General features: G+C 56.1%; 9 protein-coding genes. 6 read left to right on the top strand and 3 right to left on the bottom strand.

Annotated features, from left to right (window positions below; genetic code table 11):
- Positions 1 to 162 precede the first annotated feature (162 nt).
- On the bottom strand, positions 163 to 303 hold the full coding sequence (locus tag ACIX8_RS25925) for a hypothetical protein (RefSeq protein ID WP_014265140.1): 141 nt from the start codon (positions 301 to 303) through the stop codon (positions 163 to 165).
- 263 nt (positions 304 to 566) lie between these two features.
- Between ACIX8_RS25925 and ACIX8_RS09600 the strand changes: the two genes are divergently transcribed.
- Complete coding sequence (locus ACIX8_RS09600; protein ID WP_014265139.1) at positions 567 to 3,047, top strand: alpha/beta hydrolase family protein; 2,481 nt, start codon at positions 567 to 569, stop codon at positions 3,045 to 3,047.
- A 761-nt stretch (positions 3,048 to 3,808) separates the two neighbouring features.
- On the opposite strand, the gene ACIX8_RS26515 is transcribed toward ACIX8_RS09600, so the two are convergent.
- A complete protein-coding gene (locus tag ACIX8_RS26515; protein ID WP_044176485.1) occupies positions 3,809 to 4,072 on the bottom strand; it encodes an N-terminal phage integrase SAM-like domain-containing protein in 264 nt (87 codons plus the stop codon).
- Between the two features lie 592 nt (positions 4,073 to 4,664).
- Here ACIX8_RS26515 and ACIX8_RS09585 point away from each other — a divergent pair.
- The 3 genes from ACIX8_RS09585 to ACIX8_RS09575 are packed head-to-tail and all read left to right on the top strand — an operon-like array spanning position 4,665 to position 10,047.
- Positions 4,665 to 8,063: a TonB-dependent receptor gene (locus tag ACIX8_RS09585; RefSeq protein ID WP_014265138.1), complete on the top strand. Its 3,399-nt coding sequence runs from the start codon at positions 4,665 to 4,667 to the stop codon at positions 8,061 to 8,063.
- A 32-nt stretch (positions 8,064 to 8,095) separates the two neighbouring features.
- Positions 8,096 to 8,944: a DPP IV N-terminal domain-containing protein gene (locus ACIX8_RS26160; RefSeq protein ID WP_044176481.1), complete on the top strand. Its 849-nt coding sequence runs from the start codon at positions 8,096 to 8,098 to the stop codon at positions 8,942 to 8,944.
- The gene (locus ACIX8_RS09575; RefSeq protein ID WP_223295550.1) at positions 8,845 to 10,047 is read left to right on the top strand and encodes a S9 family peptidase; all 1,203 of its coding nucleotides are present in this window, start codon (positions 8,845 to 8,847) and stop codon (positions 10,045 to 10,047) included. The genes ACIX8_RS26160 and ACIX8_RS09575 overlap by 100 nt, the downstream gene beginning before the upstream one ends.
- Before the next feature lie 306 nt (positions 10,048 to 10,353).
- Here the strand turns inward: ACIX8_RS09575 and ACIX8_RS09570 are convergent, their stop codons facing one another.
- Positions 10,354 to 11,043 carry a GntR family transcriptional regulator gene (locus tag ACIX8_RS09570; protein ID WP_014265137.1) on the bottom strand — a complete coding sequence of 230 codons (690 nt, stop codon included), beginning with the start codon at positions 11,041 to 11,043 and terminating at the stop codon, positions 10,354 to 10,356.
- Between the two features lie 377 nt (positions 11,044 to 11,420).
- Here ACIX8_RS09570 and ACIX8_RS09565 point away from each other — a divergent pair, with 377 nt between their 5' ends.
- Both ACIX8_RS09565 and ACIX8_RS09560 read left to right on the top strand, forming a co-directional pair.
- Positions 11,421 to 14,102 carry a M14 family zinc carboxypeptidase gene (locus ACIX8_RS09565; protein WP_014265135.1) on the top strand — a complete coding sequence of 894 codons (2,682 nt, stop codon included), beginning with the start codon at positions 11,421 to 11,423 and terminating at the stop codon, positions 14,100 to 14,102.
- Between the two features lie 545 nt (positions 14,103 to 14,647).
- A complete protein-coding gene (locus ACIX8_RS09560; protein WP_044176477.1) occupies positions 14,648 to 18,757 on the top strand; it encodes a carboxypeptidase-like regulatory domain-containing protein in 4,110 nt (1,369 codons plus the stop codon).
- Positions 18,758 to 18,906 lie beyond the last annotated feature (149 nt).

Below are 18,906 nucleotides of genomic sequence, written 5' to 3'. Positions count from 1 at the left end.
CGCTTAACCCAAGCGCATTATCTATGAGCAGGTCACCGGCTTCGATCATTTTGCTCAATAGCTCCTGAGGTGACTTCGTCTCTGCGAATATCTCGCCGACACGAAATAGCACATCCCCATGCCCATCACAAAGTACGGATGCTTCGCAAGAGCGGTCTACGTTCAGGCCACCTCATCCAGCTCTTCGTCATCGTCGGCCTGCCCTTCTTCCGAGACCTCGACACGGATCTCGTCTTCCTCAAGACGGGTTACGGTCAACAGAACAGCGCGTTGCCGCAGTAAGGGCGAAAGTTCTTTGAACATGGGTCTCTCCTGATGACATATGTCGTTTGGGACACGCTCCAGCCCGCGTCGTCTTCTCGAGTTCCGGAGCGCTAGGGTGTATCCGATCCGGACATTTAACCGCTGTCGCTGTGACATAACCCTGCAAAACTTCCTCCTACCTGCGGCCAGGGCCTGGGCTGTTCGATAAATAGCCCCGCGGACGCGGTCATGAAACTTCTCATGCGCTTGATTCGTGTACCTTGTGAAAGTTCCCCATCACCTGCTTCAAAACGAGGCTCTACATGAACCGCAGAATTGCTCTGGTGGCTGCTGCCACCATGATCGCCGCCGGTTACGCCACGGCCCAGACCGCCCTTCCCTACCAGAAGCCGCCTGCCGCCATCGAGCAACTGCTGGAGTCAGCGCCGACGCCTCAAGTGCAGCTCTCGCCCGACCGCAAGACCCTGCTCATCGAGCAGCCCGCCACCTTCCCCACCATTGCGGACGTCGCCCAGCCGCGTTACCGGCTCGCAGGCATCCGGTTCAATCCGTTGTCGAACGGCCCCAGCGTCGAGCGCTATGATGTCTCGCTAAAGCTGCAGTCCCTAGACGCAGCGGCAGCGAAGACCATCGCCGGGTTGCCCGCCAAACTGAAAGCCGTCGACGCGATCTGGGCTCCGGACTCCAAACACGCCGCCTTTGTGGCGCATGCCACGGCTCCCGCCAAGGGTCTCAACCTCTGGGTGATCGATGTCGCTACGGCCAGCGCCCATCGTGTCGGCACGATCAAGTTGAATGCCGTGCTCGGAACACCCTGCGCGTGGATGCCGGACTCTGCCTCACTGCTCTGCAAGACAGTCTCAGCCACACGCGGAGCCGCACCCAAAGTCAGCGACATACCCACCGGCCCCGATATCGAGGAGAGCCTGGGCAAGGTGAGCCCCGCACCGACCTATGAAGACATGCTGAAGACCACCACGGACGAGGCCATCTTCGAGTACTACGCCTCTGCCGATCTGACCGTGGTCTCACTGAGCGGTACCGCCAGGACCCTGCCAGCCAAGGGTCTGATCGAGCGTGCCACACCTTCACCGGACGGCCATTATGCCTTGGTCGCCATCGTGCACCGGCCCTTCAGCTATACCTTTCCCTATGAGCGATTCCCGCAGATCACGGAGATCCTGCCGCTGAAGCCGGGCCGCGTGAAGGTGCTGCTCGATCGCCCTGCGGTGGACAACCTGCCCATCTCGCGCGACGCCGTGGAACCCGGCCCGCGCGACTACCAGTGGCGCGCCGATGCACCGGCCACCGTCGTCTGGGTGGAAGCTGCAAACAACGGCCTGCCACTTCCCAAGGACGCCAAGGTCGCCGATACCCTCTACACGCTCCCGGCGCCGTTTGATGGCAAGGCCACCGTTCTGTACGAAGCACCCCTGCGCCTCTCACGCGGTGGCGGCTTTGGCGGAGCTCACGGGTTGGAGTGGGGCAACGACCACCTGGCGTTGGTGACCATGTCGCGCTTCTCGGACCGCAAGCAACTCACCGTCGCGATCGATCCCTCGTCTCCCGGTAAGACCGTGACAATCTATGCGGGTTCGTCGCAGGACCGCTATCACCAGCCGGGCTCTCCGGTGACCGAGTTGAATGCCGGCGGTCACCCGGTGCTGAAGCTGACCAGGGACGGTCAGGGCGTGTATTTCATCTCGCCGGGCGCGTCACCCAAGGGCGATCAGCCGTTCATCGCCATCATGCCGCTGACAGGGGACGCTGCCGGCAAGGAGAAGATCCTCTTCCGCTCGGCGGACCCTTACTACGACGAGCCCATCGGGCTACTGTCGGACGACAAGGTGCTGATCCGGCGCGAGAGCCAGACGCAGTCACCGAACTACTTTGTTGCGGCCTTCGATGGGTCAGCCCCTGCGCAGCTCACACACTTTCCCGGCCGCTATGACGGCATCAAGATGCCCACGCGCCAGTTCCTGAAGTACAAGCGTGCCGATGGCGTCGATCTGACGGCAACCCTGTGGCTACCGTACGGCTATGACAAGAGTCAGGGTCCGCTGCCGACTCTGATGGAGGCCTATCCGGCGGAGTTCACCTCGCGCGCTACCGCCAGCCAGGTGAGCGGCTCTCCCAATCGCTACCCGGTCTTCGGTGGCGGCTCGCACGTGTACATGGTGCAGGATGGCTATGCGATTCTCGATAGCGCAACCATCCCCATCATCGGCGAAGGAGGCAAGGAGCCGAACGATACTTATGTCGAGCAGCTGGTGGACGGAGCGAAAGCGGCCATCGATGAGGGCGTCAAGCTGAGTGTGGTTGACCCCAATCGCGTCGCCGTCATGGGACACAGCTACGGCGCCTTCATGACGGCTAACCTGCTGGCGCATTCCAACCTGTTCCGGGCGGGTATTGCGGAGAGCGGCGCATACAACCGCAGCTTGACTCCGTACGGCTTCCAGAACGAGGAGCGCACCTATTGGCAGGCCCCCGACCTCTACAACAAGATGTCGCCGTTCAGCTATGCCGACAAGATCAAGACACCGATTCTGCTCTTCCATGGCGAGGCCGACGACAACACCGGTACCTACCCCATCCAGAGCGAGCGCTTCTACGCGGCGCTGAAGGGCCAGGGTGCAACGGTGCGGCTGGTGTTCCTGCCGCTCGAACCGCACGCTTACGGCGCGCTGGAGACCAAACAGCACGTGCTGTGGGAGATCGATCGCTGGCTAAATACGTATGTGCGGCCAGTGAACCCACCGGCCGCACATACCGGAAACTAGCTAGGGTGTGCCCCTGCTTTTGCCTTCCCGAGGGAGCAGGGGCCTTCCTGAGGCAGAGCGCGCCACCAACGTTGGTATCGCGCTCTGCACCAGGGCCTTCTGTGTTCTCGTGAGAACTTAATTCCTGCGGGGATGATTGTGTTGTTGGTAGTGCATCGGCAGTTCCGGGACTGGCGTGACAACAGGACTGGCCACCTGACATCAGCCCAACTCACTCCTGCGGAGGCCCATCCAGCGTCGGCGACTCCATCTCTGCGAACCGCCCATCCGGCAGCAGCGCCGTTGGCGCATACGTCCCCAGCAGCTCGTCCACCACACTCCCCGTGTCCGTTTCTCCTCATGTGTACTAAACCAGTACTGCCAAAGCACTGCGCACCATCTTCGGAGGTCGGCCCGCAAACGGATCACCCCGAAACAGCCCCAGCACATCGCGGTCGCCCTCCAGCAACCGCTCCTCCGTCAGCGGCACAATCGGAGCCTGCTGCCACGTCGTCAGAGACGCAACTTCGGGGTATCGAACACACCCTGGTATACCGTCTGCCGAACCTGGAGCGTTGCCGCGATCAGATCGACGTCACACCAGCGCAGAGCTAGCATCTCCCCAACTCGCAGCCCCGTTAGAACGATTAATGTCGCGATCGAACGGGACGGCTCAGGTAACTCTTGAAGCAGAGATTTCAGTTCATCCAGGGAGACCAAGGGCGGCTCCTCGGAATGAACCCGACGAGGCAGATGGGTCTTTTTGACGACGTTTTGCCGAATCAGTTCGTCCATCCTTCAGCGGCAAGCAGGGTCCAAAACGAGGTCCGAAGGTGCTGGACTGAGTTCCAGGACAGACCTGCGCTGAACTTTCCATGCAGCCATTTCTGCACCGCATCCCGGGTAAGAAGCCGAAGCGGTACGTCCCCGAAGGCTGGCAGAATATGGGTTTCAAGGTTGTGGTTATAGAAAAGACGGGTGGATAGCTTCAGCGAAGGAAAAACTGATGGCGTCCAAACCTCATCAGCAAATTTCCGTAGCGTCATGGAGCCGGACAGCCCCTGCTTTCCCGCGTTTAGTAACTGCAGGCGCCGGCTCGACCGGATGTATCACGCGGGCCTGCTCATCAGGACGATGCTGCTCAAAAATCCCGGTAGCTATGACAAAGGCTCACCAGAACGCACCGGGATCCTGGAATCTAGTCGGTTGTAAAGCGACTTGACGCTCACTAATATCTGATATTTACTCTACACATGGCGTGCGAACAGATCATTGCGACAAAGATCTCCGATGAAGGTTCTGCACTTCCCTGCCTGCCTACGCGATGTCGCTCCTGACATTATCCCTCCGATGTTTTGAGATACGACACTCCGAAGCTGTCCGCAGTTAGGTGTTTCTTCTCAGATCACTCTCTCGATAAACATTTAAACCGATGGCTTTGTTGTCAACGGTCGTAGAGTATCGGCTGGTGCCTGACGATAGCTGCAGAATCGATTCAGACATTTAGATTTCTGTTTCTTGCTCACGTTCATTAACCCTTCATTCCTGTGTCTCTCGCTTCTATCTCGAGAACTACGCCCAGGTGTCACTATGTCGTCCTCAATCCATGAGCGGCGCTTATCTCACAAGGAAAATCCCATGAGTTATCGAAGAATCGGCGTTCATCTGCTTAGCGTCGTACTCTTTTTCTCGTTCGTGTTCGCCTCGGCACAGACCATCACCAGCGGTACGGTTGTCGGATTTGTAACTGACTCGACCGGAGCCTTCGTTTCTTCCGCAGAGGTAACGATTCGGCAAGCAGATACAGGCACAGTGCAAACCACAAAGACCAATGCTTCGGGTCAGTACCGATTTCCGTTTCTCAAACCGGGAGAATATGTCGTCTCCGCCGAAGCGACCGGGCAGTCCACCAATCAGGCGCATTTCAGTTTGCTCGTCGGTCAGGAACAACAGGTAAATCTGACACTGGCGATCCAGTCGATAAGTCAGTCGGTGAACGTCAGCAGCGATACCCCGTTGCTTGAGACCGAGAATGCCAATCAGGCTACGGCGTACGGGCTAAAAGAAGTAGCCAACATGCCAGTAAACGGCGGCGATATTACCAATATCGCGTTCACCACTCCGGGGCTTCGTCTCAATGTTGGAGGCGGCACCACTAACTTCAATGTCAACGGACTTCCCTTCAGTTCCGCGCTCTTCACCATGAACGGAGCTGACATCACCGAGCCTTACAACCTCAACAACAAGTCCGGAGCCAGCAACAACACTCTCGGAGCGAATGATATTCAGGAAGCGGCAGTCGTCGTGAACGCCTTCAGCGCGCAATATGGACGCATGGCCGGAGCGCAGGTCAACTACATCAGCAAGTCTGGAACAAATCTGTTCCACGGCAATCTAGCTGAAAACTATAACGACGCCATCTTCAACGCCAACGACTACTTCAACAATCTAACCGGCACACCACGCGGACGTGCCGATGCGAATCAATACGCTGCCTCGATTGGTGGTCCGATCCTAAGGGACAAGCTGCTCTTTTTTGCGAATACGGAGGGTCTCCGTTATGCTTTGCCGTCGAGCGGTGTCATCTCTCTCCCATCACCCCAGTTTCAGCAATACACGCTCGCTCATATTCCTGCAGCCTCAATACCGTACTATCAGCAGCTATTTGCGCTTTACAACGCTGCTCCGGGCGTCAACCGCGCCGTGCCTGTTACAAACGGCACTGGTCCTTTGCAGGACGGCAACGGCAATCTTGGATGCGGAAAGGAGACGTTTCCCGGCGCCTATGTAAATGGTACGAGCGGAGCGCAGTTCGGCAAGGATGTACCCTGCTCCGTTGCCTTCGGAACGAACGCCGCCAGCCTTAATACAGAGACTTATGTCTCGGGTCGGGTCGACTACAACATCAGCGACAAGCAGAAGATCTACTTCCGTCTCAGCCGCGACTGGGGCATTCAGGCCAGCGCCACCAGCCCCATCAGTCCCCTCTTCAATCAGCAAAGTGACCAGCCCTGGACTATTCCTCAGGTCAACTACACTTATGCGATTACGCCGAACCTTGTAAATAATTTCATCGCCAGCGGCAACTGGTACTCGGCTGTCTTTGGTGTAGCCAATTTTCCTGCCGCGGAAGCGGCCTTTGCCGGCAACATCACCTTCAATGACGGGGGCGCCAATGGAAGCGCGAACAGCAGCACAGGAACCGGATTCGCAAACGTGAACGCGTTGCTCCCCACGGGACGCCGCGGCGAGCAGTTCCAGCTTATCGACGATGTCTCATGGAGCCGCGGCCGTCATACTCTTCAAGCCGGAGTCAACGATCGCAATAACCGCATCTCTGACTCCAGCATCTCCACCGGATCGGTCATCGGAGCCTATACCTTTACCGATCTCACCGACTTCGCTGTCGGCACGGTCGACAGCACAGGCACCGGCAGCAAATTCACGCAGTCTTTTCCTCTGCTGACAACGGCCCATACCCGTCTCAACTCTCTCGGCTTTTACGGACAGGATGAATGGAGAGCCCGCAAGAACCTGAACATCACTTACGGAGTCCGCTTCGAACTGCAGGGCAATCCCTCCTGCAAAGAGGACTGCTTCTCCCGTCTGAATACAGAATTCCTGGCTTCGGGATATCAAGCCGGAGCCGCAGTTCCCTATAACACCACCATCCAAACGGGTCTCAATAAGACCTTCGCAAACCTCGAGGGGCTCGTCTACGAACCTCGTATTGGCATCGCCTGGTCGCCTCTCGGTGAAGGTAGAACCGTTATCCGCGGTGGCGTCGGACTCTTTGCCAATACCTTCGCGGGCAGCGTTGCCGCGAATATCTTCGGCAATGCACCGAATAAATTTACTCCTACAGTTAGCTATGGAAATGTAGGCCTCAATAGCGACACGAACAGTGCCCAGTCTGTCGCCTTCCAGTCCAATCATGCTTTCCAGAACGGCTTTTCTAACGGAGATAATCTCACCAATCTCCAGGCCGCGCTCGGCAAAGTTCAGTTCGCCACTCCGACCTTCTATGCCTATCCCGACCACTTCAATACCATCAAGGTCATCGAGTGGAGCCTTCAAATCGAGCAACCCATCACTCCCCGCGATGTCTTTGTGCTCACGTATTCCGGCAATCATGGATACGACGAAGCAATCACGAATGCGGATGCCAATGCTTATATCGGTACACCTAGCCGCTATCCAGGCGGATTCGGCAACCTGCCTTCCTCCATCCCGGACCCGCGCTTCTCTACGGTAAGCCAGGTTCTTACTTCCGGCTATTCCAATTACAACGGGCTCGTCGCTCAGTTCCGCCATGCCTTCAGCTACGGATTTCAGGCACAGGCCTTCTACACCTGGAGCCACGCGCTTCAAATTGATCCGCCATCCGGCACCTCCACCACACAATTCGTTTACAACCCCTATAACCTCCGGGCCGGATATGGACCCACGGGTTTCGATACACGCCACAACTTTACCGCCGATCTGCTCTGGACGAGCCCAAAGCAGAATAATCGCTGGCTCCAATCGACCCTGGGTAACTGGACCTTCGGCGGCAAGCTCTATCTCTATAGTGGCCGTCCGTTCTCGGTGACAAACAGTCAGATCCCCGGCAATCTCTCGACGACTTTTGGAGGGACAGTTCTGTCCGATCTTCTCAGTCCCAATCTGACCAAGAGTTGCTCGCGCTCTGCCGTCACGACGCCCTGCTTTACCTCCGCACAGTTCGCGACACGAGCCCAGCAGGCTGACTTCGGCAACATCGCCCCAAACAGCTTCCGAGGACCAGGCTTCTTCACCGTAGCCAGCCAGCTGACCAAGAAAATTCCGGTTAAGGAACGTGCTGCTTTCGAGTTTGGAGTCAGCGCCTATAACCTCTTCAATCATCCCAACTTTGCTGTACCCACGGGAAATGCGGCTTCCGGATCCGTTGGCCTTATCACCAGCACAGTGAGTTCGCCCACCAGTATCTATGGAACCGGACAAGGCGCCATCGTCTCCGGTCGCGTTCTTGTACTACTGGGCAAGTTCACGTTCTAAGAACGCGCCATCATGAATGGAGAAAAATTCGCATGAGAACGCTCACCTCTCTTTTGCTGATCCTCGTCGCCTCGCCCCTGATGGCGCAATCAGCTCACATCACGATTGAAGATCTTATTACGACAGCTCCGTCACGCCCTGGCGTTCTCTCGCCTGACGGAAAAAATTTCGCCGTCATCCAGAAAGGACAGATAGCTCTTGAACCAGCAACTGGAGGGCCGGCCATTCCTGTGACCACCACATCCGGCGCCAAGTCTGAAGTAAGCTGGTCGCCTGACAGCAATAAACTCGCCTATGTCAGCCAGGGAGATATCTGGATCGTCTCCGCAAGCGGCGGAGAACCCACGCAACTTACCGATGGCCCTGTAGGTCCAGGAGATCCACGTGGAGCTACCGATCATCTACCGAAATGGAATCCGAAAGGCAAATGGATTCTCTATGAGTCTGGGCGCAAAGGCTGGAATGAGCTCTGGGTCGTCAGCGAAGATGGCAAAACAAAGAACGATCTCGCTCCTGCTGAAATCTATACCGGTGAAGACGCCACCAACAACCCATCGCCCGACCATGGAGATGCCGTCTCCTCTGACCGCTTCGCCCCGAACCCGGCCTGGTCGCCCGATGGCACCCGCATATCCTACACCGAACGTTCTCGCCCTTATTTCTCGGGCAAACTCAAAGTGTTCGCCTTCGATCAGGCCAGCGGCAAGGCAAAAGGTTCCGCAAGGGATATCTATGTAGCCAGCAACGATCGTGGAGGAGCATGGGCCATCGACACCGCAGCCTGGTCACCGGACAGCAAGACCTTAGCAGTGGTTTTCAGGAAACCGGCTGGGACAAGGTCTTTCTCATTCCCGCCTCGGGAGGAAAACCAAAGCAGCTGACAAAGGGTGAGAGTGAAGATGAAACCCCTGTCTACTCCCCCGATGGAAAATCGATTGCTATCGTTTCTAACCGCGAATTTGCTGAGGAACATCACATCTGGATCGTGCCCTTGAATGGATCAAAACCACGCCGTCTCACCCATCTCGCAGGTGTTGAATCCGATCCGCAATGGTCACCCGACGGCACAACGATTTATTTTCAGAGAGGAACCGCCCTCCGCTCCCCGGCAACCTATACCGCAGCGACAAACGGAGGTGAAGCTCATCCTCTTAATCCGCTACCTCCCTCGAAATACGAGCAGGCCAATCTTCCCGCACCCGAAGTCTTCCACTTCCAGGGTAAAGACGGCCTTCCGCTCGCCGGAATTCTCTATAAGCCGAAAGGCTATAAGGATGGAACCCGTTACCCGCTTGTTATATGGGCTCATGGCGGCCCGGAGGCTCAGGTCGTTCTCAGTCTGACCCCATGGTCGCTCTATCTCGCGCAGGAGGGATACCTTGTCTTTGAGCCGAACTTTCGCGGCAGCACCGGGTATGGCGAGCGCTTTCGCAATCTCAACGTCGAAGATTCAGGTGGGGGAGAAATCGACGACATCGGAGCATCTGTACAAGCACTCGTAAATAAAGGTCTCGCTGATCCTCAACGGGTAGCGATCGGAGGCGGAAGTCATGGAGGCACGATCGTTGCAAATGCAGTTACCAAACTCCCCGACACCTTTGCAGCAGCGATCGAAATGTTTGGGGTTGTGGATCGGGCTTTATTCCTGAAGTACACCAACCGCAACTCCCGCATCCGCTGGGAGACAAAGATGGGAGGCCCGCCCGAAGCCAAGCCTAGCATCTATCGCAAAGCCAATATTCTGCCCGACGTGAATAAGATCACAACGCCACTGCTCGTCATGCACGGCGAAGAGGACCCGCAGGTGCCTCCGCAGGAATCACAGGAGTTTGTCGCAGCCCTTAAAAAGGACGGGAAGATTTATGACTATGTGACCTATCCACATGAGGGGCATGGATTCCAGCAACCGGAGCATCGTCTGGATTCTTACAAACGCCAATTGGCCTTCCTCGAAAAATACCTTCATCCAACACCCCAGAACTAACCGGAGACGCGATACCGCTTGGAACAGCAGAGTCACTATAGTGCCAAGCCCTCGCGGCACGATTGGCAACTCCATCGATGCTGTGTCAGGGCTTTACCTTGGACGAGATTAGTAACGTTGGCGGTGGTGTCGTGCCATCTCGATATGGCATGACTAATGGAAACCATCTATTAGCTCCCGCTGAGTCGCATCGAAGCGCGCAATGTCATACACCTGCGTCCAGCGGTGTTGCTGCTCCTCAGTGCCATCAGAAAAAGAAGGCTCCGATATATCGGCGATGGCAAGCTGCGCCACAGCGGGAGTCTCTCAACGATTGTCAATGTCTTCCAGCAGTCGATCGCGCACGTAGACGATGTGGTTCCGCATCGCATCCTGCGCCTCAGAGATTCGGCCTTGCGTGAGAGCCTTATAGATCTTCTTGTGGGTTAGCGGCGACGACGTTGCTGAAAGCTCATAGGATCTATAACGACATAGCAATGTCTTCTGTTGCACGTTTTCGAAGACACTGCATAGTTCTCCATTCCCTGTGGCCTCAGCGAGAATTCGATGGAAGCGGAGATCCTCTTCGATATGTGCCAAACGGTCCCCAGCTTTCAGGATTTCTTCCGTGCGCTTAATGCTTTCCTCCAGCTCACTAAGGACCGTACGAGTGATTGAGGCGTCAGAAATCGAATGCAGCTCCAATGCAACCCGCAAGTTGTAGAGATCGGTAACCTCTTTGCGAGAGAACTGCCGCACGGACGCCCCGCGTCGCGCCTCGATCCGAATTAATCCCTCTCCCTCCAAGCGATTCAATGCTTCCCGGACTGGACTCTTGCTGACACCGAGCTGGGTGGCGATATGCTCCTCAGTTAGCCGAAAAGAGGGTTCTATACTGCCGGTTAGCACGCTCTGCTTGATGCGGAGATATGTCATCTCCGTTAGGTTAGGGGCTTTAGGTAGCTTCTGAAAGGTAGTCGACATGAAGGTATTCAATCTGCTCGATGATTCTTTCATAATTGTCTCAATTCGTTTCGGAGCAGCTTGAGGTCAGCGTAGAGCGAGCAATTTCTGCCAGGGTTGTAATCTTCCAGGCTCATCCGATTAATAAGAAATGCTAGGTAGTATTTTTTATACCGCATGACTAGCATTTCGGAATGCTCCATGTATAGTATGTGATATATGAAACAACTCAGCCATTCCGTGGCTTCCCGTCATCCCCTGACGCTGTGTTGTTGTTTCATGCCCGCTCGTTCGTAGCGCCCTGCCCCAAAAATCAATTTCTCATCATTCAGACTGACTACTCAGCTTGTCATCCAATGGACGCACTGTGCTCAGTGCTATCCGAGAGAAGAGCCTTCAGTCCCTAACGATCAGCAGCGTTTGAGGAGTCTATGAAACGAGTTACAGCACTTCTTGTTTTTTTGGTCGGCATCGGCGCCGCCACAGCGCAGCAGGCCATTACTTCTCCGGAATCAGCCTTCGGATTCAAACTTGGTGCGGACCGCAAGCTGGCTGACTGGAATCAGCTTACGGCTTACTACAAAAAGCTCTCGACCGAGAGCCACCGCATTCGCTACGAAGAACTCGGGAAAAGCACGGAAGGCCGGCCATTCATCGCTGTCACCATTTCAGCGCCGGAGAATCTCGCACATTTGGATCACTATCTAGACATCCAGCGCAGGCTGTCTGATCCTCGTATCACCACACCTGAAGAAGCTAAAACGCTTATCGCAGAAGGCAAGACCATCATCGCCGTGACTGCGAATATTCATTCGACTGAAATCGCCAGCTCACAGAGCGTTGCGCAGTTTGCGTATGAACTAGCTACGGAAAACACGCCGCGCATCCAGTCCATCCTGCACAACGTGATCATTGTTCTGGTGCCATCGCAAAACCCCGACGGCGAACAGCTCGTCGTCGATTGGTACAAGAAGTATCTCGGCACCCCCTATGAGGGAGCACAGCCTCCCGTCATCTGGCATCACTACACCGGTCACGATGACAACCGCGACTGGGAGACCTTCACTCAAGTAGAAACACGCCTCACCGTCGAAAAGGTCCTCAACCGCTGGCATCCAGAAATTCTCTATGACATGCACCAGCAAGGTGAAAATGCGGCGCGTATTTACCTGCCGCCCTTCGTGGATCCTTTCGATCCCAACATCGATCCGTTGTTGATATCTTCGATTAATTCACTGGGCTCCAATACGGCGCTTGAGATCGCGCAAACCGGCAAAACTGGTGTCCTTTCCTATGGTGTCTATGATTTCTGGTCACCGCTCCGTGACTACATCTCGCTTCACAACGGCCTTCGCATCCTGACTGAATCCGCGAGTGTGAACATTGCTACACCCGTCAACACTCCCTTCGAAAGATTGGGCCGCGGTATCGGTTACGATGCGAAAGTCGCCGCCTGGAACTTCCCTAATCCCTGGAAGGGTGGCTGGTGGCACCTCAGCGATATCGTCGACTACCAGCATGACGCCTTCTTCTCCATTGCGTACAACGCCGCCGTCTTTCGCGAGCGTTATCTTACGAACTTCTACACAATTGGACAGCACGCGGTAAACCGAACGTCAGGCCAGCCCTACGCCTGGGTTATTCCCGCCGAACAGGCTGATCCCGTCGTCACCGCACGCCTCGTCAACACGCTTCGTATCGCTGACATCGAAGTCCAACGCGCAACGGCGCCCTTTACGGCGAACGGCCAGCAATTTGCCGCGGGCAGCTATATCGTTCCGCTCGGGCAGCCCTTCGGCGCCTTTGTCAAGACTGTCCTTGAGATCCAGCATTACCCCAACATCGCTGAGTATCCCGGAGGCCCGCTGCAGCGACCTTATGACGTTACGGCCCAGACTCTCCCGCTGCTCTTTGGCGTGAATGCTGTCGAAGTAAAAGACAAGTTCGATGCATCCAGTGAACCTGTTACGACGGCAAAACCCACGGCAGGTCGCGTTGAAGGCCAGTCACCCACAGGCTATCTCATCGCTGACAACACCAACTCCAGCTTGTATGCCCTCTTCGCTCTTCTCGCGCAAGATGTGAAGGCTTACCGCCTTACTTCGGGCGCTGCCCCCGGTACCATCTACATTCCTACTCAGCCCGGAATTGAAGCGAAACTCAGCAAACTGGCAGCGGATTTTTCGCTCGTGATCAAAGCCGCTCCTGCCGTGCCCACGGGCAGTGCTCTCGCCGTTCACCTGCCGCGCGTCGGCCTTTACCAGAGCTGGGTACCGTCCATGGATGAAGGTTGGACGCGCTTTATCTTCGACCAAAACCATATTCCGTACACGAGGCTCGTCGATGCCGATATCCGCAAGGGTGGTCTCGATCAGCGTTTCGATGTGATCGTGCTTCCAGACAACTCGGCGCGTGCCATCACCTCGGGCAGCCGTGGTTTTGGTGAAGGCGAATCGCCCGCCGCGCCTCCAACCGGCAACAATGCGCAAGCTGGCGCAGGTGGCCGGGGCGAAGGCCGAGGCCGTCGCTCCGTAGCGAACGCAAATGACGGCGCTACCCCACCACCGCAAACACCACCTGAGTTCACTGGCGGCCTCGGCCCCGATGGCGTCTCGGCCCTGGAAGCCTTCACCAACAATGGCGGTACTATCGTTGCCCTCAACCACGCATCCGAGGTCTACACAAAGAAGGGCGGTGCCATCGAAAATGGACTCGACAGCATCGACCGCCACAAGTTCTATATCCCCGGTTCCATCCTGCAGGTCTCGGTTGAGACAAACAATCCGATCGCTTTCGGATCAACACCGAGCGTGCCCATCTTTTACGAAAACGGCCCGGTCTTCCATGTAAGTTCCGACGCGCAATCCATCGCCTCATTCGGTACGGAGACTCCACTCCTCAGCGGATGGGTTCAGGGTGGCGAACTTCTCAAAGGAAACTCGATCATCGCGCAGCAGAACGTCGGCAAGGGTCATATCATCCTCTTCGGCTTCCGTCCGCAATACCGTGCCATCTCGGAGGTCACTTACAAGTTTCTCTTCAACGCCTTGCTTTACTCCAGCTCTAAAGATGTCTCTCTTGCGGAAGCCGCAGATCTAAAGGAAGGCAACTAGTGATGTCCGCCAGCTTCACCTTCTCTGCTGTAACTACAACGAACACTTCACGCCAAAGAAGAGAAGCACGCCGTCATCGGTTTCGCCGATGGCGGCTGAGCGGCGCGAAGAGCAATTACAACGTAATCGAGCCTCAATAGATGAGGCGATGAGTTCCAATTGATTTCTGTCTTTCGCAAATATGATTCGCGAAAGAGTCAGTGTTTGACGTTCCTAAGGTGAATTCACAGTCAAGTTCCAGGAGCGCCGTCTCTACCAGACACATATCCATCCCTGTCCTCAATGATTCCACTGGAGCGCACGAGGACCAAACATCTATTGGCATAACGAAACTATTTGGAGACTGAATTGAATCTACGAATTTCGCCCTTATCCCGATGTTGCGATGTCAGCGAACTACTGAATGCCGTCACAGTAGCCCTTCGTCTCGGAAGGATTGCGCGCAAGGATCACTTACCTAATAGCACTCGACTTCTCAACTTCAAGACATATGAACGAATACGAGGAACTTGATGAAAAACGCTAACTTCAGGCGGCGGCTTTTTATGACTTGCACCACCCTTCTCCTGGTGACGATGTCGTTCAGCGCCTTCGGCCAGGCCACCAATAGCGGTACGATCGTCGGCACAGTCACCGACTCAAGTGGAGCACTCATCACTGGTGCGGCCATAATCATCACAGACCCAGCCACGAAGAGTTCGCGCACAACAACCTCCAATCGTCAGGGCCAGTACATCGTTCCCGATGTTCCTCCCGGCGTTTACGATATCAAGACCACCAAGACCGGGTTCTCAACCGATGAGATTCCTGCGCTGACGGTAAGCGTCGGTTCGCAAACGACGGCAGACTTCAAGATGGCGGTAGGGGCCGACAGCACCACGGTTGAGGTGACGGCATCCAACGCAGATCTCCAGACAATGAGCGCAGGTACCGGCACGACCGTAGATCCTGCGCTGGTCGACTCGTTGCCAACGATCGGCCGCGAGGTGTCCACCTTTAGCACGCTGCAACCCGGAGTCACCCCTGGTGGCAACGTTGCCGGCACCACCACCGACCAGGCCACCTTCATGTTGGACGGCGGCAACAACACCTTCGATATGGACGGCACCTCCTCGACCTATACGACATCATTCGCCGCATCCACCACGGGTGGCCCCGGAGGACAACCCCAGGCAGGTACGATGCCCATGCCGCAAGACAGCATTGAAGAGTTTAAGGTGTCCACCACCGGCCAGACCGCTGACTTCAACAACTCCTCTGGCTCGCAGACACAAGCGGTCACCAAGCGTGGCCGCGATAAGTGGACCGGCACCGCATACGAGTACTACCTCAATAACAACTTCAACGGTAATACCTGGCAGGATAACTTCCCCAACGAGAAATTCACCGCCTCCACACCCGGCGTGGGTTTGGCGGGAACGACCAGCTACACCGCGAAACCCAGCTATCACTACAGCCGCTTCGGCCTGGCGGCGGGTGGGCCTGTTCTACCGAAATACTTCGGAGGGAAGACCTATCTTTTCGCCATGTATGAAGGCTTCCGCTATCCTCAGGCTTCCACCTATGAGCGCACGGTACCGTCCTACGAGTATCTGCAGCTAGGTCAACTTACCTTTGGCTCTAACACCTACACCAAGGATCAACTGACAGCCGCCGATCCCCGCAAGATCGGCATGAACCCGACGCTCACCAACTACTACAACACCCAGATGCCTGTAGCTCCTATCGGCGACGGCGGATCGATTGGATTCAACGGAACGCAGTACGCTGGCGTCTTCGATAGCAGCTGCGGTTCGCTCTCGACATCCTATTGCGACGGCAAGAACACCATCGGTTATAAAACTATCGTCAATACCCCGGAGAGCAGTAACTTCTTCGTCACCCGCGTAGACCACGACTTCGGCGCCAAATGGCACGTCATGGCCAGCTATCGGTACTACAACTTCAATAGCGTCACGAGTAATCAGGTTGACATTGGCGGCGCGCTCTCTGGGGATAAAATTGGCGTGGCAACTGCAGTCGCCCCTCGCCCCCAGGAACCCTGGTACTTGGTCATAGGTGTCACCACCAACATCAGCTCCAGCCTCACCAACGACTTTCACTACAGTTTTCTGCGCAACTACTGGAACTGGCAGGACGCCAATGCTCCCGCGCAGATCGCGGGCGCGGGAGGAGCCATCGAGCCCCTGGGGGAGAGCGCAACCACGGTACTCTCTCCCTACAACGTTAATGCGTCGAGCATCCGCACCCGTTCCTGGGACGGCAAGGACAATTTCTTCAGCGACAACGTGACGAAATTGAAAGGAAACCATCTCATCCAGGTCGGTGGTCAATTTCAGCACAACTCTTATTTCTTCTCGCGCACAGATAATGGCACCAGCATCAACTTCACACCGACCTACCAGATCGGGGATACCGGTGGAGGCGGCAATATCTCCTACACGGGCCTCAACGCCGTGGGTGCAGGGACCTCGTCCTATGCACGCATACTCGACACCTACTATGGCTTTGTGACCGACACGCAGGTAGCCAACACCTATAGCAACACTGCCAGCGGACTAACACTAAACCCACCCTTGACACCTGTTACCGGGCACGCAAGCAATCCCTTTTACAACATCTACATCACCGATACATGGCGCACCAACCGTACACTGACCCTGAATCTCGGTTTGAGCTACGCCGTCGAAATGCCGCCTACGGATCGTAATGGCAACGAATCCCTCCTCACCGACGCTGCCGGCAATCCACTTAGTACCGAGAAGTTTCTGAACGATCGCAAGGCCGCAGCTCTCGCCGGGCAGGTCTACAATCCCGAGATAGGCTGGGCCGAGATTCACAATGTGCTGGGCAACCGAAAGTATCCCTACAATCCTTTTTACGGCGGAGTCAGCCCGCGCGTTTCAGCCGTGTGGACTCCTAAGTTCAAAAATGAGAGCCTGAACAAACTCTTCGGTGACGGCGCTACCGCTATCCGCGCAGGCTACGGACGCATCTATGGCCGCGTAAACGGCGATGCTGAGATCCTTCCGCTACTGGCTGCTCCTGGGCTGATTGTTGGAACGCAGTGCAAATATGCGCAGTCAGGCATAACCGGCACAGGTAACTGCACCCAGACCAACTACACAGACCAGACGGCCTATCGATTCGGCAACACGAGCCAAGGTGAAGACGGAATCTCACCCGTTCTGGCCAGCGCGGCCGTGACGAACAAACTCCCACAGCCCTATCATCCAGGCGTTGATGGTCCTGGCATCGCGAGTTCCTCGGGCGTTGACGTATCCCTGCGTCCTAACGACGTTGATACGTTCAACGTCTCGGTGCAGCGCCAGATCAACCGCAAGATGCTGGTGGAAGTCGGTTATATCGGACGAATCGTCCATCATGAGTTCAATCAGCTGAATCCCAACTCGGTTCCATACATGATGACCTTAGGAGGTCAATCGTTCGAGTCTGCTTACATGGCGATCGAAACTGCCTTCGGTTGCACCACCTCGGCCAGCCTCTGCGCCAAGAGCCCGACGCCTTCCGGCATAGCTCCTCAGCCATTCTTTGAAAATGCCCTGGGTGGTCCGAACTCTCCTTTCTGCGCAAAACACGCGAGCTGCACGGCTGCACTCGTAGCCAATGCAACCTATGCCTCCGACTTTCGCCAGCAGAAGGTCTTCAGCCTGTGGCAGGGGCTGGACAACAACACCTTTGGCGCTGCAGCTTCGGCAACAAACCCGCAATTCTACTTCGCCCGCAGCTTGATGGGCACCCCCACCTCGAACGCCACCTTCGGCTCTGCCGGCCAAGTCGTGAGTGGCATGAACCAGGATGTGCCGAATGGCTATAGCAACTACAACGGCGGGTACATCTCGTTCAAGACCAGTGGCTGGCGCGGCCTTACGCTGCAGGAGAACTTCACCTACAGCAAGGCGCTGGGTCTGCAACCGGGCAACCAGTCCGCTAGCGGTGTAACGGACGTAGACAACTTTAACCCGAGCCTGCAATATGGTCGTCAGGGCTTTGACCAGAGGATCATCTTCAACACCTTCATCGTCTATGACACTCCCTGGTATAGAGAGCAGGCGGGCCTTATTGGCCGGATCGCGGGAGGCTGGACGCTTGCGCCAGTCCTGACCGCCGGCTCAGGCCAACCGCTAAACTGCGTGACCAACAACTCCGGCCAAAGCTTCGGTGGCAACGATGGAAACAACCTGAGCGACACCGAAAACTGCGTCTTTACCCGCGCTTACACCGGTGGATATAAGACGCATCGCGGTGTTCTCGGTGGCACGGACCCGAACGGTGTAGCCGTCGGTACGGCTGTTCATGCTGGTGGTACTTCAGCCGCTGTCAACATGTTCACAAATCCCGTTGCTGTCTTTGACAACGTCCGTCCTCTGATCCTTGGTCTGGATTCTCGGTCCGGTGGTGCAGGAACGATCAGCGGGCTTCCCTATCTCAACCTCGACTTGAGCGTCAAAAAGAAGCTCGTGATCTACGAGAAGTACAGCCTGGAACTCACTGGGGTATTCCAAAACGTGATGAATCACATGGACTTTGCCAGCCCAAGCCTGAGCCTGCAGGCTTCAAACTCCTGGGGTGTCACCAAAACGCAGGGTAACTCTCCACGTCAGATCCAGATGGGCGCCCGTGTCTACTTCTAGTCTTTCAGTTACAAGCGCGAACGGCCATCCGATCTCTCAGAGGGCCGTTCGCGTTGGAAAGGAAAATTTGTGGTCGATAGTTGTGCCTAATCTATTTGCTGAAGATTAGGCATATACAACAGAACGAGGGCACACCTTGGAAATAGCGA

The organism is Granulicella mallensis MP5ACTX8, assembly GCF_000178955.2.
In the GTDB taxonomy this organism is placed as follows: Bacteria; Acidobacteriota; Terriglobia; order Terriglobales; family Acidobacteriaceae; genus Granulicella; species Granulicella mallensis.
Note: the sequence above shows the minus strand (reverse complement) of the source record. Positions and strands in the feature narration are given on the sequence as shown.